Origin of the sequence: Aquimarina amphilecti (assembly GCF_900109375.1) — a bacterium.
GTDB classification, from domain to species: domain Bacteria; phylum Bacteroidota; class Bacteroidia; order Flavobacteriales; family Flavobacteriaceae; genus Aquimarina; species Aquimarina amphilecti.
Genome location: NZ_FOAB01000001.1, coordinates 942,389 through 962,803, shown reverse-complemented (window position 1 = coordinate 962,803; position 20,415 = coordinate 942,389). Strand labels below are relative to the sequence as shown.

Sequence of the window (20,415 nt, the reverse complement as noted above, 5' to 3'; positions counted from 1 at the left end):
ATATTGATTAGCAATTTTTTAAATTAATTTATTGGTTCGTTTTGTTAAATTTAACAAAGCAGGGTTGGTATGTTAATCTTTTAATAATTAGGTATTTTTTCCCCATTTAATTTGTCAAAGCGTTTGTGCGTTTGGTCTAAATTATTATCATTGCACAAAAATTGGTTGACCAATTAATGAATTGGTTTTCCATTTAAATTTAACCTATAACTTTTAACAAGCGTAAGCATTAAAAACGATCATTAACAATGAAAAAAACATTAATTATTAGAAAAGAAATCCCCCTTTTGTTTTCTATTTCAGCTTTTATTTTAATACTATTCATTTCAGTGACAAGCTGTACAAATGAACAGATTAGTGATGAACTATTGGAAACTATAAAAGGTGATTCAGAAGTTAGAATTTCTATACCAATTCAAAACCCTGGTTTTGAACTTGGAGAAGTTAATTGGGGAGATCCAGACAATTATGCAATCTCGAGTGAGGGAAAATCGGGGAGCAAATCAGGTAAAGTATCTAGTTCTTCGGGTACAATAGAACAAACTGTTGATGTTAGTAGAAATACTGATTATGTCCTGAAAGCTTGGGTAAAAGGAAATGGAGAACTTTCTGTTGGAGGACAATCAAATGATTTTGATACAGATGATTTTGAAGAAGTTTTTATTACATTCAACAGTGGAAGCTCTTCTTCAGTGACTATTTTAGGAACAAGAATCAGTGGAGATGTTCGTTTTGATGACTTCTCTCTTAATAGTACTTTGATAGATGGACCAGCAGCGCCAGGTCAGATAATACCAATTAGTGTTTCTGCAAACGGAAATCAAACTGGATATGGACCAGAAAACACAGTGGATGGTGAGATTGAAAACACAGAATCAAGATGGTCATCTAATGGGTATACAGGTAAGTATATCACATATGATTTAGGTACAATAAAAACGATATCAAGTGTAAAAATAGCTTGGTTTAAAGGAGATGAAAGAGAAGCTTATTTTAAAATCAGAGTGGGTAATTCTACATCTTCATTAACTACAGTATTTGATGCAAAAACTATTGGAAGTAGTGGAATAACAGAAGGGTTAGAAACTTTTGATTTTGAAGATGTTGATGTTAGGTACGTAAGAATATCCAGTTTTGGTAATTCTAAAAATAGTTGGAATAGTATTATAGAAACTGAAATTTATGGAAACGATGAAGACAGCGATGAAGATGATACAACTCCTCCTGGGTCAGTATCAGAGTTAAATGCAGTAGCTGGTAATAATTCTGTTGCTTTAAATTGGAATAACCCTAGAGATTCTGATCTCAATAATGTACGAATTACATATGATGGAGGAGAGGTAACTTCTTTTGGAGAAAGTGTGACAATTAATAACTTGATTAACGGTACTAATTATACATTTACTGTAGTTGCGATAGATAATTCAGGTAATGTTTCTGCTAGTAAAGTTATAAATGCAATACCACATGGTCCACCACCGCCAGGAGGGACAGCTGCTAGTATTATAGGTCCTGGATGGAAGTTAAATGGATTTACAGGTTCTTTAAATATTGGTAGTAATGATAACGGATTAGATTATGCAGATAATGCAAGTAAAAACGAAAGTCATTTCTTTTTTGAAAAGGATGGATTCGCGGCATTTAAGTGTTATCCAGGGAATCCTACCTCTGGAGGATCAAGTAACTCTAGATCCGAATTGAGAGAGGTTATTAATGGAGGAGATGGTTATTGGAATGGTAATACAAATACAGAACATTCAATGAAGTGGAAGTTTAAAGTAGAAAATTTACCACCTTCTGGTAAATTAGCGTTTGGTCAAATTCATGAGAAAGATGATTTTTACGATGATGTTATAAGAGTTCAGGTACAAGGAGATGCTGGTCAAAGCTCTGGAACAGTAGATTTGAGAATATTAGGGTATGTGACTGAGAAAGTGGAAGATCGTGAAGGGAGAACGATTGATTTTGATATGCAATTAGATACAGAGTATTATTTTGAGTTAACGATGAGTAATGGGATTGTTACTTTATACGATCTAGATAATAATGGAAATAGAGTAGAGGAATTATTTCAATCTATAGATATAGGAAATGCTAATGAAAATTACTTTAAAGCTGGATGTTATTTACAATCAACAAATAGTAGTCATGAAAGCTCCGATGTTTATGGTCAGGTATTGATTAAAGATTTAGAGGTATCTCCAGATAATTAATTTGTTTTAAAATAAAGAATATTGGACCGCTTAATAATTAGGCGGTCTTTTTTATATATATGATGCTGTTATAATCGCATAGTTTATTCTGAATTTTCTAATGCTTACAGAATTGGTTCAAAAGAATTTATGTTAAGATTTGGTTTTAAAAAGTATGAATTCAATGTTATTTTGGTTAAAATTTTAACAATATATATAATAAATTACAAATATTTTACGAAAACGTTTGAGTTGTGTAATTAAATTCTTACTATTGTGATAACTAAATTGGTTGACCAATTAAATTATTGGTGCACCAAATATTTAACACAAATATTATGAATAATTCAAAACTAACAATTATGAAAACTTTTCGTAGAAAAAAAAGTGCATCCGGTTTGCATTTTTTCACTAAAATTTTCCTGGCTTTTACTTTAATATTGGTTGGAATTTCTTGTGAAAATGAAGAATTTATTGATTCAGAAGATTCTATTATCAATGATCAAACTCTCGAAGCAAAAGCTACACCTGTTGTTGGAAAAATCTACACTATTAAAAATTTAAAAAGTGGACGTACATTAGATATTGCTGCTGGGAGTAATAATAATGGTGCAAATCTTCAAGTATGGGGAACAGATGCTAATACAAGTGCTACCCATAGACAGTGGCAAATACTTTCTGTTGGTAATGGTTACGTACGTTTAAAAGGGGTAGATAGCGGTAAATCATTAGAAGTTTCTGGAGGTAATAATTCCAATGGAGCCAATGTTCAGCAATGGGCTTATCAAGGAACAACGCACCAACAGTGGCAAATACTTTCTGTGGGGAATGGATATTTTAGATTAAAAAATAGAGATAGTGGGAAAAGTTTACGAGTAGGAGGAACATCAAATGGAAGTAATGCGGATCAATGGGCTTACAGCGGATGGGATAGTCAAAAATGGTTTTTCACCGAAGTAGGAGGTACTATTAATCCACCACCACCAACAGGTGGAACTGCAGCTGGTATTATTGGAAGCGGTTGGAAATTAAATGGTTTTAGTGGTAGTTTAAGTGTTGGGAGTAATGATAATGGGTTAAACTATGCGGATAATGCAAGTAAAAATGAAAGTCATTTCTTTTTCGAAAAAGATGGATTTGCGGCCTTTAGATGTTACCCAGGAAATCCAACTTCTGGAGGGTCTAGTAACCCTAGGTCGGAATTGAGAGAAGTAATTAATGGAGGAGATGGTTATTGGAACGGTAATACAAATACAGAACACTCCATGAAGTGGAGGTTTAAAATTGAAGATTTACCTCCTTCTGGTAAATTAGCTTTTGGGCAAATTCATGAGAGAGATGATTCTTACGATGATGTAATTAGAGTTCAGGTTCAAGGTAATGGCGGTCAAAATTCTGGATCTGTAGATTTAAGAATATTAGGGTATGTTACTGAAGAAATTGAAGGAAGTGGAAGAACAATTAATTTTAATATGCAAATGGATACTGAGTACTACTTCGAGTTAACAATGAGTAATGGAGTTGTTAGATTATATAACTTAAATAATAGTGGTAATAGAATAGAAGAGTTATTCGAGTCTGTTGATATTGGAAATGCTAATGAAAACTATTTTAAGGCAGGTTGTTATTTACAATCGACAAGTAGTAGTCATGAAAACTCTAATGTTTATGGTCAGGTATTGATTAAAAATTTAGTTGTATCTCCGAATAATTAATTATCCAGAAATAGTTAATATATATTACTTTTGACCGTCTAAATTTATTTAGACGGTCTTTTTTTATGTAATAAATAATACTTTTTATTTTAATTTGTAAGTTAGAGTCAAAATAGAATCAGTAACAGAATTGTAAGTTTCCAAAATCAAATTTTTAGATTCATCAAAATGCCCTAAACAATTGTCTTTAAGACCACTATTTATTAGATAATAGCCATTAGAAAGAAGTTTTGCTTTTGATATTTTCTCTCCTTTTTCATCAATTAGAGTTAATATATACCCAGTACCATCAGGAACACTACTGTATATTTTTTCATTAGACGTTGTTCCAGAATTTTTCACAGATACCTTTTGTGGTGCATAAACTGCAGTCCTGTTGGTTTCATTATCCTCTTCATTTGGATTAAGCTTAACCTCACTTTTTTTAGTGATTACTTGTTGTTGTTTAATTACTTTTTCTTCTCCATTAGCGCCTTTGATCCTGATGATTTTTGTTACAACTTCTTCAGAAGAATTTTCCTTAGGTTTAGGTGCTTCAGGTTTTTCTTCTTCTTTATTCTCTTCTGATTGTGCGTAGGTTATAAACCCCGAAAAGAAAAGAATTATTACCATAATATTTTTAATAGCTTTCATTGGTTTATTTATTTGGTATTGTAAAATTACAAAAATGTAATGAGATCGTTTTAGAATAATTATTTTGTCAGTATGTAGGTATTTATTTCTTATTACATAATCTCTTTAGGTAGTATTTGTATACTATACGTTAATACTGTTATCTTTGCACTCTCAAAAATTCGAGCAAATATCATATTTGCCCTTATATATACCATTAATATGAAAGCAGGAATAGTTGGATTGCCAAACGTAGGAAAATCAACACTTTTTAATTGTTTGTCTAATGCGAAAGCACAAAGTGCAAACTTTCCATTTTGTACAATAGAGCCTAATATAGGTGTTGTAAATGTGCCTGATCCGAGATTAGAAAAACTTGAAGAATTAGTAAATCCTGAACGTGTCATACCAGCTACTGTAGAGATTGTGGATATAGCAGGTTTGGTTAAAGGGGCAAGTAAAGGGGAAGGTTTAGGAAATCAGTTCTTAGGTAATATTAGAGAAACTGATGCGATTATACATGTTTTGCGTTGTTTTGATAATGATAATATAGTTCATGTTGATGGATCTATAGACCCTATTCGTGATAAGGAAACGATAGACATTGAATTACAATTAAAGGACTTAGAAACTCTTGAAAAAAAGTTAGATAAGATAAAAAGGGCGGCTAAAACTGGTAATAAAGAAGCTCAGAAAGAAGAGGCAATATTACTGAAGTTAAAAGGTGGCTTAGAAACAGGGTCTTCTGTAAGAGCTATAGAAGTTTCTGAGGATGACCACACTGAATTTGTAAAACCATTACAGTTTATAACTGATAAACCTGTCTTATATGTATGTAATGTAGATGAAGGTGCTGCGGTTAATGGAAATGATCATGTAAAAAGAGTAAAAGAAGCTGTAGCTACAGAAAATGCAGAAGTAATTATTCTAGCAGTAGGAACGGAAGCAGATATAACTGAACTTGAAGATTACGAAGAAAGACAAATGTTTCTTCAGGATATGGGATTGGAAGAAGCTGGATCATCGGTATTAATTCGTGCAGCTTATAAATTGTTAAATCAACAAACGTATTTTACGGCCGGTGTAAAAGAAGTAAGAGCTTGGACAATTCCTATAGGTTCTACAGCTCCTCAAGCGGCTGGTGTTATTCATACAGATTTCGAAAAAGGATTTATTCGTGCAGAAGTTATTAAGTACAGCGATTATGTTTCTTTTGGCAGTGAATCTAAAGTTAAAGAAGCAGGAAAGCTAGGAGTAGAAGGAAAAGGATATATAGTTAATGATGGCGATGTGATGCATTTCTTATTTAACGTATAAAAGATATAAAAGTTATTTTTTATAGGAACCTCTTGAATGTTTTCAAGAGGTTTTTTGTTGGACATCGTAAATAGGAAATATTTACAAAAACTGTGGAGAATATTGAGATTAATTTTATAGGATGCAAAAATCTAAACAAATCTCTTTAGGTATCATATTAGCAATCATTGGTGTTATTTTATTTTCTGCAAAGGCAGTTATGGTAAAGATGGCTTATAGATATCAAGTGAGTTCAGAGCATTTATTATTATTTAGAATGTCATTTTCCTTACCTGTTTATATTATTATAGCACAGTTTAATAAGCCTTCTTCTAACGAGGGTTTAGGAGGGAAAGATTATTTATGGATTGTGTTTTTTGGATTTATAGGATACTATTTAGCTAGTTATTTTGACTTTCTTGGTTTACAATATATTAAAGCCGGATTAGAGCGAATAATTTTGTTTGTATATCCAACTCTAGTACTTATAATCTCTAGGGTATTTCTAAAACATAAAATAACGAAACGACAATTAATTGCTATAATCATTACTTATGTAGGGGTATTGATCACGTTCTGGCAAGAACTTAAGTTGGATATTCCAAATCTCGCATCTGGAGTATTTTTAATCTTTTTAAGTGCACTTACTTATGCAATTTATTTAGTGGGTAGCGGTTGGTTAATACCAAAGTTTGGAGTTGTAGTTTTTACTTCATATGCGATGATTATATCCTCTTTATGTATTATCTCTCAATATCTAATTTTTGATAGAAGTGACCTTTTAAGTTATCCAATAGAGGTATATGTTCTAAGTATTTTGATGGCTTTTTTTTCTACAATAATTCCCTCATATCTTATTTCTTGGGCAATTGCCCGTTTAGGAGCTTCTAATGTTGCAATCATAGGTAGTTTAGGCCCTATATCCACAATACTATTGGCGTTTTTTGTTTTAGAAGAAAGTTTATCATTATTACAAATTATAGGAGCAGGAATTGTGATTTTAGGGATTTATATTACCACAAAAAAAAGGTAAAAACCATCAGTTATTTATTGGTTAATTTTAATCTTAAAAGAATAAATTAATATATATTCTACTTTTTTTAGTAAATTAACATAGGAGATTAATCACTTTTGTTAGTAATTTATAGCATTATATAGTATCACAACTAGTCAATCAAAACCGCGTATTTTGAGGAAAAAATTATTACTTGTATATCTAATATTCTCTATTCCTTTTCTGATTTATAGTCAGCAAGAATCCAAATTTCCTATTAATGATAGTTTACAATATTTGATTGATACATCAAACAATTTGACATTTGAGTATAAAATTAAAGAATCGCTAGAGTATGCTATTAAAGCAGCTAATTATGCTCATGAGTTAGGTAATGATCATTATAAATCAGAGGCTTATTATTTAATGGGATATAATTATGAAACGCTGGTTGACTACAAGAATGCTGAACAATATTTCAGGAAATCATTGAAATATGCCGAAAAGGCAAATGATTCATTGTTGATTTTATGGAATAATAATGGTTTAGGTAATGTATACTCTGACGGATACAAGGATCTAGAAACTTCGTTAGTTTATTATAACAAAGCAACTAAGTTAGGTAAGCTACTTAATAATTCGCAGGAGTATATGACTCCTATAATTAATTTAGCTTGGACATATATTGATGCGAAAGAATATGACCAAGCTATTCCTTATTTAGAAGAAGCCCAAAAATTAGTAGTAGAAAATAAAGATGTAGAAGGATATTGTGAGGTGTATTACCTGAAAGGAAGGTTAGCATTAAGCCAGAATAATATTAAAGATGCTGAAGAATTTTTTCACGAATCTCTCAAAATAGCTGAACGGCATAATATGTTATTGGAATTATCCTATATTTATGAAGCTAGAGCGGAGATGTATGAAAAACAAGGCAACTTAGGAGAAGCATATAAAGATATTAAGCGTTATCAAGAGTATAAAGATAAAGTATATAATAAAGAGAAATTAAAACAGATAGAAGTTGCAAGAGTTAGTTTTAGTGTAGATGAGTACGAAAGGGAATTAGAAATAGCAAAAACAGAAAAAGAGTACCAAACCAAAATGGTTAAGAATAATAGGACTATTAATATTATTTCTGTTGCTGGTTTGATATTTTTATTTGCCACTGCTTTTTTTCTATATATAGGTTATAGATCAAAGAAAAAATTGAATGATGTATTAAAAGATAAGAATGTGGAGCTTATCGAAGCAAAGGCAGAAGCAGAAAAGCTTACTCAAGTAAAATCTCAATTTATTTCTACTGTAAGTCATGAACTAAGAACGCCGCTTTATGGTGTAGTTGGGATTACTTCTTTATTGTTGGAGGATGAAGATGTGTTAGAAAAACACAGGCAATTATTAGGTTCATTAAAGTTTTCAGGAGATTATCTTTTGAACCTGATAAACAATGTATTACAGATTAGTAAAATAGAATCTAATAAGGTACGATTAGCAAAAACTCCGACAAATTTATTTAAACTTTCTCAAAATTTACTGAACTCATTTGAATATCAAGCAAAGAGTAAGGATAACGAACTTATTTTAGAAGTTCCTAACGATTTACCAGATTCATTAAATGTTGATTCGCTTAGGTTATCAGAGATCCTGATTAATTTAATTGGTAATGCATCAAAGTTTACTGAAAATGGTAGGATATGGCTTAGAATTAAAATATTAAATAAGGAGAGTAATACAATAAATATTAGATATGAGGTAGAAGATAGTGGTGTGGGAATTCCTGAAGATAAAAAGGACTTTGTTTTTGAAAAATTTTCTCAAGTTGATAGAGAATCAAATAATGTAGAAGGTACCGGTTTAGGACTTTCTATTGTGAAAAACCTATTACAAATGATGGATAGTAAAGTCTATCTAGAAAGTAATGAGGGTAGAGGTACAAAATTCTATTTCGATTTAGAGTTGGAGATTTTAGAAGAAGGAGAAGATCAGTCTTCAAATGATCGAAATAATGGAGAAACTAATGTATACCGAAGAATTTTAGTAGCAGAGGATAATAAGATCAATCAGATAGTTACTAAAAATTTATTGAGTTTAATTGGATATGATTGTGTTATAGTAGAAAATGGTTTTAATGCTATACAAATGGTCAAAAAAGAAGATTTTGATCTTATATTAATGGATCTTAATATGCCATATCTTAATGGTAGTGAAGCAACGAAAAGAATTAGAGAGTTTGATAAAACAACTCCTATTATAGCGTTAACAGCTGCCGAGTTGGGAGAAGTGCAGGAAGAGTGTTTAGCAATAGGGATGAATGATATTATAAATAAACCATTAAATAAAAATGATCTTAGAGATATCATTTCTAAAAATTTAATCCCCTAATTTTTAAATTTTGTATTCTAAATAAAGATAAATGGTGCCAGAAAAATAAATTTCTTTTGACACCATTATGCATGATTAGTTAGTCCCTTCAGGAAGTTTATTTTTTTTATTTTTCACATATTTTTCAAGCCATTGGTCTTGTTCCCATAAAAGATGTAAGATTGATTCTTTAGCTCTATATCCATGACTTTCTTTCGGCAGCATGATAAGTCTAGCAGTTGCTCCTAAGCCTTTTAAAGCATTAAAATAACGTTCACTTTGCAATGGATACGTTCCAGAGTTATTATCCGCTTTTCCATGTATAAGAAGAAGAGGAGTCTTCATCTTATCAGCGTGCATAAATGGCGACATTGTATTATACACTTCGGGAGCTTCCCAATAACTTCTTTCTTCACTTTGGAAACCAAAAGGCGTTAATGTTCTGTTATATGCACCACTTCGAGCAATACCAGCTGCAAAAAGGTTTGAATGTGATAATAAGTTAGCAGTCATAAAAGCTCCATAAGAATGTCCTCCTACAGCAACTCGATCTCTATCTATATATCCTAGATTATCAACAGCGTCAATTGCCGCTTTTGCATTAGCCACTAATTGTTTTCTAAAAGAATCATTCGGTTCTTCATCGCCTTCCCCTACAATAGGGAAAGAAGCGTCATCCAATACTACGTATCCTCTAGTAACCCAATACACCATAGAACCCCACCAAGGGTAAGTAAATTCATTTGGATTAGAAGTTGATTGAGAAGCACTTTTTTTATCTTTAAATTCTTCAGGATATGCCCATAAAATCATTGGCATTTTTTCCTTTTTTGTTTTATCATATCCAATAGGTAAGTATAACGTACCCGATAACTCTAATCCATCATCTCGTTTATACTTAATAACTTCTTTATGTACACCTTGTAGTGCAGCAAAAGGATTAGCAAAATTAGTAATTTGTTTTACTTGGTCCTTAGCGTTTATATTTCTTATATAATAGTTAGGATATTCACTTGGGGATTCAATTCCTACAAGAAATTCTCCTTTTTCTATATTAGTTGCAAAATAGATGTTTTCTACTTTATCGGTATATGAGGAAGTATATATCCTCTTAGTAGTTTTATCTTTTATACTTAATTCATCAACAAAAGGAAATTGCCCTTCTTTAGTATAACCATCTCCCATTAAGTATATATTTCCTTTATTAATTTCTACTACAGAACGTCCAAATTCATTTCTTGCAGTTACGAAGTTTCCAGGATCATTATATCTATCTTGGTAATTTCTATCGTGGATGATTTGGGGTTTTTTAGAGGATTCGTTTGGATTAAAAGCATACGTTTTTGTATTTCTTGTATTCCACCAATAATCATAAGCAAAAGCTATGTTTTTATCAGAACTCCATTGTATTCCGCTATATCTATTGATCGTTTTTAGTATTGATTTTGGTGTACCATCGAAAGGTGCATCTTGTTGAAAAACTTCATCTCTATATTCAACTTCTATATTTGGATCACCTTTATCTAAGGCTTCTGCCCAAATTAGAGTAGATGGTTTATCTGTTCTCCAACTAATAGATCTTTTTCCAGTTCTTGTAGCCATAAAACCTTTAGGGCGCACTTCATCAATAGGAACTTTATTAATAGTTTTAAAAAGATCACCAGTACTTTTATAAATAGTAGTTTCTTGAGGAAAACGATAATAAGGAACTAAATATGAAAATGGTTTTTTTATTTCAGTGACCATTACATAGTTTCCATCAGGAGAAAAAGAATAATTACGAATCATTCCTGTTTTAGACCAAGATTTTTTGGTACCATCAAGATTTACTTTAAATATTTCTGAAGTTGCTAATTGCTCAAAATTATACTCATCGTTTGGATTTTTTAATAAATCCTGATATGTTCTATTTTGTGCTTTTGTTCCTTCACTGATAGAAATCGTCGGTCCGGATGGGATAGCTTCATCTACGTTAATTAGATCCTTCTTTTTATTAGGTAGAAACTTTACTAATAAAGAAGAATCATCCTTAAACCATCTAAACGGAGAACCAATATTAGCATTTAAGGTAGCTTCTGTTATTTTAGTTGCTTTATTATTTTTTATATCTAAAACCCATAATTCTACACCATTACCAGCTGTATTGGTAAATGCAGCTTTAGTTTGATTGGGAGACCATGATATATTTGATATTCTTGGATTAGAAGGAAGTCCAGTTACCTGTATAGGTTCACCATCAATTTTCTTTAATTTGATGTTATTATAGTAGTTTGTACGACTAGAAATATTAGTCTTGGGATTTATCCTTAATCCAGCTAAACGCATTTCTTTTTCTGATAACTCTGTGATAGTTTTATACCCATCTCTATAAAGAAAAATCATATGTTCTCCTTTTTGATCAATTCGTATAGACGGTGCCAGAGGTACATCTACTAGATCTAAAATTTCTTTTACAGGTTTTTGATACTCTAAATTTTCTTGAGCATGTGATACTGAACCCACAAACAGTATAATTAAAAATGATTTGATGAATTTCATGTTTTTTTTAAGTTTTATATGACTTCTCAAAAATAGAAATTTAATTCATCAAACATTGGGTTTTAGGTGTTTTTGCAAGGGTGTATTGCCACGAATTTATAAATTTAGGACAAAGTTGGTAGTTTTTTGTAATACGAGCTCAGTTGCTTCTTTATGAGGAGTATGTCCGATATTAGGAATAATAAAAGGTTCAGATTTCCCTGATGTTTTTTGTACAATACTATGAACTTGTGCTAAAGTCCCATATTCATCATTTTCTCCTTGTATTATTAGAGAATTACATTCTATTTGACTAAGGTAACTCTCGATATTCCAATCAATAAATTGAGGAGAAAGCCAGGTGTCTGTCCACATTATAAATACATCTTCAGTGTTTTTATAGTGGTATTTGGTTAATTTATCTTTTAAGTTGGTCGTTTTATAAGCAATTTTAGCTTCACGAACTCCCTGTAAAGTTTGTTTTTCTACGAAGACATGAGCCCCTTCTGTAATAATCCCTTTGATTTTCTCTGGGTATAGAGCTGCAGTTAGTAGTGCAATAGTTCCACCATCGCTATGACCAAAAAGTATAACTTCTTTTAACCTTAATATGTCAATTAACTTTGCCAATATATTGGCTTCCGTTTTCAGGTAATCTTTGTCTCGTTCAGTTTGTGAAAATCCATCCGATTTTCCATAACCTTGGCGATCATAAGAAAGAACATTACAATTAGTAACCTCTTTTATTTTATTTGGGAAATTTCTCCAAAGTTCTATGCATCCTAGAGAATCGTGTAGAAATAAAATTGTAGGTTTTGAGTGATTGAATGATTTAGGATCATCAGAAAGTCGTATTCTATTCGCATCAATAAAAATATCCAAAGTGATATGTATAAGTAAATAATGATCAAAAATAGGTTAAAGTCTATACAAATTATATATTTTGCATGATCAAAGTTGTAACACGCGTATTTTTTTTGCGTCTAGCATTATAAATAGATTGAATAAATGAAAAAAGTATTATTATCATTAACCATTAGTTTTTTGCTAATTGGATGTGGATCGGTTAATCAAAAAAATGATATCGCCTCTAAAACTCCAATAACCACAGAAGTTGATTTAACAAAAGTTGCAGATGATAAAGTTCCTGTCGTCATTAATCCAGGACGTTTTTTACAGGACACAGTTAAATATTACCTTCCGAAGGTTGTGCAAGGGACATATGCAGTTAGTGATTTTGGAAAGTTTATTGATGGTTTTAGAGCACTAGATTATAATGGAGTAGAACTAAAAACAGAAAAGGTTGATGCAAATACTTGGTTGATAGCAAATGCTAAACAACTTGATAAAATTGTATATGAAGTTAATGATACCTATGATATCGAAAATACAGGCGTGGGAACACCTTTTTCTCCATCCGGAACTAATATAGAAGAAGACAATTTTGTATTAAACTTGCATGGATTTATTGGGTATTTCGATGTGTTGAAAAACAATCAATATTCTCTTCAAGTTAAAGCGCCAACTAATATGCAACGAACTTCAGCTTTGCAGAATATTGGTTCTGAGAAAAATGAAGATGGTACGGTGACAATAGATAAGTATTTTGCTGCCCGATATTTTGATATTACTGATAATCCAATGATGTATGGTAAGTTAGATGTAGAAGAATTCGAAGTAGGAGGGATTAAAATTGTATTAAGTGTATATTCTCCTAACAAAACATATACTGCAGCAGGGATTAAGGAAACAGTTTTCAAAATGATGAAGGCTCAGAAAAAGTATTTGGGAGATATCGATAGTACTCCTAGGTATGATATCTATTTATATTTAGCACCTCAATCGCAAACTGCTCCTACTGGTTTCGGAGCATTGGAGCATCATACATCCACTGTGGTAGTATTACCAGAAGCGATACCGGAAGATGCACTAGCATCTGCAATGATAGATGTAGTATCTCATGAGTTTTTTCATATTGTTACCCCATTAAGTGTGCACTCGGAAGATGTACACTATTTTGACTATAATGATCCTACTTTTTCTAAACATTTATGGATGTATGAAGGAGTTACAGAATATTTTGCTAGTGTTTTTCAAGTAAATCAGAATTTAGTTGAAGAAGATGAGTTTTATACTAAAATGATGGGTAAAATCGAATCTGCAAGTTTATTCGATGATGCTATGAGTTTTACTGTAATGAGCGAAAATATATTGAATGAGCCTTATGCTAAAAATTATGCAAATGTCTATGAAAAAGGCGCTTTGATAGGTATGTGTATTGATATATTAATGAGAGAAGAAAGTTCAGGAAATCGTGGTATTTTATCTCTAATGAAAGAGTTATCTCTAAAATATGGTAAGAATAAGCCTTTTGAAGATGATAAAATAATTGAGGAAATTGTTTCTATGACGTACCCTTCCATAGAAGATTTCTTAAAAACTCATGTGGTTGGAGATACTCCTATAAATTATAATGACTTTTTTAAGAAAGTAGGTCTTTCTGTTGGAGTGAAAAATATCGAAACAGATTATGTTCGAAATGGTAGTTCGATAATTGTAGGAGGTGATCAGGATAAAGGAACTATATTTTTTACAGAAGAAGTAACTGACAATAGTTTTTGGGCAGATAACGGAGTACAACCATTTGATGTAATAAAGGAGGTTAACGGAACTCAATTAACGTTGTTAAATGCAAATTCTGTATTACAAGGAACATTACAGTGGCAAGTGGGTGATGAGGTTGAAGTGAAATTAGATAGAGCGGGAAAAGAAATTATAGTAAAGACTAATCTTACTAAATCTTATACCAAAGGTAAATCTTTGAGTGATGTCGAAAACCCAACAAAAGAACAACTTACATTGCGCGAAGCTTGGTTAAAAGGATAGTTGTCAAAGAATTTAGTGCTAATAAAAAAACGGATCAAATAGATCCGTTTTTTTATTAGCACTAGTTTTCTAAATTTTTAATTTAGATCTTTTTAGGATTAAATTTCTGGAAATCCATCTACACCTGCTGCTAGGCGATCTTTTTTAACTTTAATCTTTTTTTGCATCCAATCTGGATATTGGGAATCATTCTCCGCTTCATAAATTTTAATTTCTTGCGAATCATCAGGTTGTATTAGGTCTTCTTGTCTACATTTTAGAATTTTTGCAGCAGTTTCTACGCCAGAGTAGCCAGCTCCAGCAACGCCATGCGATAAGACACTAGCTCCACATAAATATAAATTTTCTATTTCACTTTTTGCTTTATAAGAAAAAGGCCCTATCTGCCAAAAACTTTTTTCCGTTCCATAAACGCAACCATTGGTAGAGTTAATGTAATATTCATTAGTAATTGGAGTTCCTAATTCTTTCTGTACAATTTTGTCTTCAATTCCAGGAATTACTGTTTCCAGAGTTTTGATCATTTTTGACATTAATTGATTTTTAAAATCTAAATAGGCTTTAGAACGTCTATTATCTTCGTTTTTGAATTGATCAAAGGATTCATGATTAATATAAGTGATAGCTTCTATAGTATGATACCTTCCATCAAAACTGATAGGATCTTTTAAAGTTGTACAGCTAATAAACATTCCAGGAAATGTATCACCTTCTAAAATATTAATTTTTTGAGTTTCTTCAAATATGGCGTCAAGATCATCGTGTTTCATCATCCATATGTTACCAGAGTCCAGACCAGCCTTTCGAACGTCCATATCTACTGTCAAGAATAACATTAAAGAAGTGCAAGAATATTTAGTTTTTTTTAGACGCTTATTAAGCTTCTTGCTAATATGTTCTTTACCAATTAAATCAAGAAATGTTTTTCCCGGATCGGCATTAGAAATAATTCTTTCTGCAAAAATCTTTTCACCACTTTCTAATTGTACTCCAATTGCTTTCTTTTTTTTATTTTCTTCTAATAAAATTTCTTTTACTTTTTGACTAGTTCTTATTTCTCCTTGATGTCTTTTTAAGGCTTTTGTCATGGCTTTTACCAAAGCTCCGCCACCACCAATTGGGTAGTAACCGCCACTAGAGTAATGTCCCATAACGGCAGCGTGTAAGGGGAAACTTGCTTGTGAAGGGGGTAATCCATGATCGCCAATTTGGATATTTAAAACGGCTCTAAGTAATGGGTTTTTAATATGTTTTTTAATTACTTTTCGCAAACTAAACACACTGTACTTTCCCATGTTTTTAGTTCGGAAAGGTATGGTTAGATGAGCCCAGAAACCTTTCACTTTGGGAATTAATTGTAATTCATAACAAACATCACCAACTAGTTTTAAATAATTAGTAATTCCTTTTTCTTCTTCAGGAAATTGTTCGCTTAGTGTTTTTTTGATATTCTCATATCCTGCAGGCATGTCGATACGTTCATCTCCAATCCAGCAGTGTTCATATGCTTCTGGATTCATTCTAAAAAAAGAAACATCATTCGCAATACCTAGTCCTTCATAAAGAGTACTTGTAGATTCTCCTTTGTTTAGTAAGCCTATATAATGAACTCCAGGGGTATAACGATATCCATTAAGATAAAAACTATGACACCATCCTCCAGGAACATCGTGTTGCTCTAGGACTAATACTTTTTGACCAGAACGAGCTAAACAAATTGCGGCAGAAAGTCCACCGGCACCTGATCCAATGATTATGGTGTCATATTTTTTGTTTTCATTTGAAGATATTTCCGAATAGTTTTCTTTTTCCATAAACTTTAATACCTGTAATTATAACTTAGATTTAGCAATTTTTGTTAAAGGTATTGTTTTTTAGAATATAGAAGAAGTGGCTAGGAAGGATATCTTACATTTAAATTTATGGACATAATGGAAATAATGAAAACTATTTAGTAATCAATGTTAAATGGTTTCAACAAATTCTTTAAGTCTATCAAAAACAGATCCCCAACCATTCATAAAGCCCATCTTTTCTTGTTGTAAACAATATTCTTCAGTAGGGTGAACAACGTTAAAAGTAAAATTGGTTTGGTCTCCATCCGCTTCAAATAGTGCTTGGATTTCAACTCCTTCTGTCATAGGTTTAAAATTAGCCGATGAAATTATTTTTTGAAACTCTATAATTTCAATGTAAACACCATCTGCAATAAATTCATTACCATCTGGCATTAACATAGAATACTCCCATTTTCCTCCTATGTTAAAATCGTGAGATAAAACTTTAGTCTTCATTCCTTTGGGACCCCACCATTGAGCAATATGCTCGGGTTGCGTCCAGGCTTGCCAAACTAATTTGATAGGAGCATTAAAAGTTCTGGTTAATGATAATGTACGTTTGTTTAAATCATTCATTGTTCTTTGTTTTTAGATTGTAGTTTGGTTAAATATTCTTCGAAAGAATCTAATTTTTCTTCCCACAAAATTTTGTATTGGTCTATCCATAAAAATGCGGGCACTAGATTTTTAGGCTGGATTAAACAATATCTTTCTCTACCTTGTTTATTAATTGATATGATACCACATTCTTCAAGTATCTTTAGATGTTTGGAAATAGCGGGTCTACTAATGTCAAATTTTTCTGCTATAGCATTAATAGATAGTGTTTGTTCCGCAAGTAAAGAAATAATATCTCTTCTAACGGGATCTGCAATAGCTTGAAAAACATCTCTTCTCATTATTAATACGTAACTGATTGGTTACAAATATAAGTGTAATCATTCGGTTACGCAAGTATTTTTTTCAATTCCCTGATCAATATAGATTTTGCTTATCGTTAGTTCATTTAAATATATAATTAATCTATATGTTATAGAATCGCAATTCCTTAAATTTGGTAACACATACTTTAAAACTCGATAAAATTATGGATAACACAGGAAGTTACAATATTAATGACGGAGGCGATATCAATAAGTGTCCTTTCATGGGGGGAACTGCTAAGGGGTCTGCTGGTCAGGGTACTACAAATCGTGATTGGTGGCCAAATGAATTAAAATTAAATATTCTTCGACAAAATGGTGCAAAATCTAATCCGATGGGAGATGATTTTGATTATGCAAAAGCGTTTAATAGCGTTAATTATAATGAACTTAAAGCGGATATAGTAGCTTTAATGACAGATTCTCAAGATTGGTGGCCTGCAGATTATGGCCATTATGGAGGTTTAATGGTTCGTATGGCATGGCATAGTGCAGGTACTTATAGAGTTGGTGATGGTAGAGGAGGCGCAGGTACCGGTAATCAGCGTTTTGCACCGTTAAATAGTTGGCCAGATAATGGAAACTTGGACAAAGCACGATTACTATTATGGCCAATTAAACAAAAATATGGTAAAAAGATTTCTTGGGCAGATTTAATGATTCTTGCAGGTAACTGTGCGATAGAATCTATGGGGTTAAAAACATTTGGATTTGCTGGAGGTAGAGCAGATGTGTGGGAGCCAGAGCAAGATGTATATTGGGGAGATGAGACAGAATGGTTAGCTAATAAAGAACGTTTTGATGATGGTGATCTTGAAGGATATCTGGGTGCTGCTCATATGGGACTAATATATGTAAATCCAGAAGGTCCTAATGGTTCATCGGATCCACTAGGAACGGCTAAGCTTATGAAAGAAACGTTCGGACGGATGGCAATGAATGACGAAGAAACTGTTGCGCTTACTGCTGGTGGTCACACTTTTGGAAAAGCTCACGGTGCTGCTGATCCTGATAAATATGTAGGTGCTGAACCACATGGAGCTTCAATCGAAGAAATGAGTTTAGGTTGGAAAAATACGTATGGAACTGGAGTATTAGATGATGCAATTACAAGCGGTTTAGAAGGAGCATGGACGCCTAATCCAGATACGTGGGATTATGACTATTTTAAAGTATTGTTAGATTATGATTGGGAACAAATAAAAAGTCCAGCGGGAGCAAATCAATGGAGTCCAACGGCAGATTCTGGTGCTCCAACAGCACCAACTGCAGGTGATTCTTCTAAGAGACAGGCGCTAATGATGACTGATGCTGATATGGCATTGAAAATGGATCCTGATTATTTGAAAATTTCTCAACGTTTTCGTAATAATCCAGAAGAATTTAAAGATGCTTTTATTAGAGCTTGGTACAAATTAACTCATAGGGATATGGGACCAGTATCACGTTATTTAGGTCCTGAAGTACCAAAAGAAGAGTTAATTTGGCAAGATCCAATTCCAACAGGTACGTCTCTTAAGGATTCAGATATCACTTCTTTAAAGAATATGATTTCTGTTTCTGGTTTAACAATATCGGAGTTAGTATCTACAGCTTGGGCATCTGCTTCTACATTTAGAGGTTCTGATAATCGTGGTGGTGCTAATGGAGGACGTCTTCGTTTAGAGCCACAAAAAAATTGGGAAGTAAATAATCCTAAATCATTATCTAAGGTATTAGATGTTTATGAAGGTATTCAAAATGATTTTTCTGGCGATGTTTCTATTGCAGATCTTATTGTACTTGGAGGTAATGTAGGTGTAGAATTAGCTGCTAAAAATGCAGGGGTTAATACTGTTGTTCCTTTTACAAGTGGTAGAGGAGATGCGTCACAAGAACAAACAGATGTCGAATCATTTGGACATTTGGAGCCTTTAGCTGATGGGTTTAGAAATTATTTAAGAGGTGATTTAAAATTAGCAGCGGAAGAATTACTAATTGATCGTGCTCAATTATTAACACTTTCTATTCCAGAAATGACAGTCCTTGTTGGAGGTTTAAGAGTATTAGGTGCGAATTATGATAGCTCTAATAATGGAGTATTTACAGATAGTGTTGATGCATTGACTAATGATTTCTTCAAAAACGTTCTTGATTTCACGTATACTTGGAAACCTATTTCTAAAGATGATACCATTTTTGAAGGTAGTGATCGTAAAACAGGAGTTGCTAAATTTAGAGGTACTAGAGCGGATCTTATTTTCGGTTCTAACACAGAATTAAGAGCGATTGCAGAGGTGTATGCTTCAGAAGATGCGAATGAAAAATTTGTTAAGGATTTTGTGTCAGCTTGGACTAAAGTTATGAATCTAGATCGATTTGATTTAAAATAAAATAAAATTGAAAAATTAATGTTTCAAAAAGGTGGCCTTTATTTTAGGTCACTTTTTTATTTTTGATTGGCATTTTCAAAACCTGATTTATTGATCTTGTAATAAAGTGAATTTGGGATTTTCTTACAGTTCCCTTTTTTCCAAAGTATCATACCTAATTTCTCTAAAACTTTTATAGAAGATTTATTTTCTGAAGCTACTCTTCCTATAATTTCGTTAAGATGTAAATGATTAAAGCCATATGTTAATGTAGCTATAGCAGATTCTGTGGCATATCCTTTATTCCATTTGTTTTTGAAAAACCGAAAACCGATATCGATATATTTTTCTTCATTTCGTTTAAGTCCACACCAACCAATAAATTCATTAGTGTCTTTAAGTAGTACTGCCCAGCGTCCAAATCCATGATTCTTATATTCTTGATAATCTTTCAAAAATTTTTCTGCGTCTTGTATTGACTTGAAAGAAAGATCTCCAGTATGCTTTAGAACTTCGGAATCTGCATTTAATAGAAAAAAATTTCTTGCGTCTGAAAGCTGTAGTTCTCGTAGTATTAATCTATTGGTTTCTGTAATTATATGTACTTTGTTTTTCTCTGGATTAAACCTTTTTGGTGCAGAAGGGTTTGGTCTTATGTTTTTCTTTAATTTCATCAAGATGTATATGTAGTTAGATCTAATTATTTATTTAGATAAGAGATTGTATT

At 32.1% G+C, this 20,415-nt stretch carries 14 protein-coding genes; 7 read left to right on the top strand and 7 right to left on the bottom strand.

What is annotated here, in order from left to right; all coding sequences use genetic code 11:
* Positions 1 to 248 precede the first annotated feature (248 nt).
* Positions 249 to 2,213: a polysaccharide lyase family 7 protein gene (locus BMY33_RS04220; protein ID WP_091405974.1), complete on the top strand. Its 1,965-nt coding sequence runs from the start codon at positions 249 to 251 to the stop codon at positions 2,211 to 2,213.
* A 341-nt stretch (positions 2,214 to 2,554) separates the two neighbouring features.
* Positions 2,555 to 3,907, top strand: a complete 1,353-nt coding sequence (locus tag BMY33_RS04215) for an RICIN domain-containing protein (RefSeq protein WP_170836998.1) — start codon at positions 2,555 to 2,557, stop codon at positions 3,905 to 3,907.
* A gap of 84 nt (positions 3,908 to 3,991) precedes the next feature.
* Here the strand turns inward: BMY33_RS04215 and BMY33_RS04210 are convergent, their stop codons facing one another.
* Positions 3,992 to 4,540: a hypothetical protein gene (locus BMY33_RS04210; protein WP_091405971.1), complete on the bottom strand. Its 549-nt coding sequence runs from the start codon at positions 4,538 to 4,540 to the stop codon at positions 3,992 to 3,994.
* A gap of 201 nt (positions 4,541 to 4,741) precedes the next feature.
* Between BMY33_RS04210 and ychF the strand changes: the two genes are divergently transcribed.
* The 3 genes from ychF to BMY33_RS04195 all read left to right on the top strand — a co-directional run bounded on the left by ychF (position 4,742) and on the right by BMY33_RS04195 (position 9,194).
* A complete protein-coding gene (gene ychF / locus BMY33_RS04205) occupies positions 4,742 to 5,836 on the top strand; it encodes a redox-regulated ATPase YchF (RefSeq protein ID WP_091405969.1) in 1,095 nt (364 codons plus the stop codon).
* Positions 5,837 to 5,957: 121 nt separating this feature from the next.
* On the top strand, positions 5,958 to 6,848 hold the full coding sequence (locus BMY33_RS04200) for a DMT family transporter (RefSeq protein ID WP_091405968.1): 891 nt from the start codon (positions 5,958 to 5,960) through the stop codon (positions 6,846 to 6,848).
* A gap of 156 nt (positions 6,849 to 7,004) precedes the next feature.
* A complete protein-coding gene (locus tag BMY33_RS04195; protein ID WP_091405966.1) occupies positions 7,005 to 9,194 on the top strand; it encodes a tetratricopeptide repeat-containing hybrid sensor histidine kinase/response regulator in 2,190 nt (729 codons plus the stop codon).
* A 75-nt stretch (positions 9,195 to 9,269) separates the two neighbouring features.
* Here the strand turns inward: BMY33_RS04195 and BMY33_RS04190 are convergent, their stop codons facing one another.
* Both BMY33_RS04190 and BMY33_RS04185 read right to left on the bottom strand, forming a co-directional pair.
* Positions 9,270 to 11,711, bottom strand: a complete 2,442-nt coding sequence (locus BMY33_RS04190) for an alpha/beta hydrolase family protein (protein WP_091405964.1) — start codon at positions 11,709 to 11,711, stop codon at positions 9,270 to 9,272.
* Positions 11,712 to 11,807: 96 nt separating this feature from the next.
* Positions 11,808 to 12,572, bottom strand: a complete 765-nt coding sequence (locus tag BMY33_RS04185) for an alpha/beta fold hydrolase (RefSeq protein ID WP_244542974.1) — start codon at positions 12,570 to 12,572, stop codon at positions 11,808 to 11,810.
* A gap of 126 nt (positions 12,573 to 12,698) precedes the next feature.
* Here BMY33_RS04185 and BMY33_RS04180 point away from each other — a divergent pair, with 126 nt between their 5' ends.
* On the top strand, positions 12,699 to 14,576 hold the full coding sequence (locus tag BMY33_RS04180; protein WP_091405963.1) for a M61 family metallopeptidase: 1,878 nt from the start codon (positions 12,699 to 12,701) through the stop codon (positions 14,574 to 14,576).
* A gap of 98 nt (positions 14,577 to 14,674) precedes the next feature.
* Here the strand turns inward: BMY33_RS04180 and BMY33_RS04175 are convergent, their stop codons facing one another.
* The 3 genes from BMY33_RS04175 to BMY33_RS04165 form a co-directional block, all read right to left on the bottom strand.
* A complete protein-coding gene (locus tag BMY33_RS04175) occupies positions 14,675 to 16,390 on the bottom strand; it encodes a phytoene desaturase family protein (protein ID WP_091405960.1) in 1,716 nt (571 codons plus the stop codon).
* 150 nt (positions 16,391 to 16,540) lie between these two features.
* On the bottom strand, positions 16,541 to 16,990 hold the full coding sequence (locus BMY33_RS04170) for an SRPBCC domain-containing protein (RefSeq protein WP_091405958.1): 450 nt from the start codon (positions 16,988 to 16,990) through the stop codon (positions 16,541 to 16,543).
* Positions 16,987 to 17,313, bottom strand: a complete 327-nt coding sequence (locus tag BMY33_RS04165; protein WP_091405957.1) for an ArsR/SmtB family transcription factor — start codon at positions 17,311 to 17,313, stop codon at positions 16,987 to 16,989. Before BMY33_RS04165 ends, BMY33_RS04170 begins: the two co-directional genes overlap by 4 nt.
* Before the next feature lie 188 nt (positions 17,314 to 17,501).
* Between BMY33_RS04165 and katG the strand changes: the two genes are divergently transcribed.
* A complete protein-coding gene (katG, locus tag BMY33_RS04160; protein ID WP_091405956.1) occupies positions 17,502 to 19,709 on the top strand; it encodes a catalase/peroxidase HPI in 2,208 nt (735 codons plus the stop codon).
* A gap of 56 nt (positions 19,710 to 19,765) precedes the next feature.
* Here the strand turns inward: katG and BMY33_RS04155 are convergent, their stop codons facing one another.
* A complete protein-coding gene (locus tag BMY33_RS04155) occupies positions 19,766 to 20,362 on the bottom strand; it encodes a GNAT family N-acetyltransferase (RefSeq protein WP_091405954.1) in 597 nt (198 codons plus the stop codon).
* Between the last annotated feature and the right edge of the window lie 53 nt (positions 20,363 to 20,415).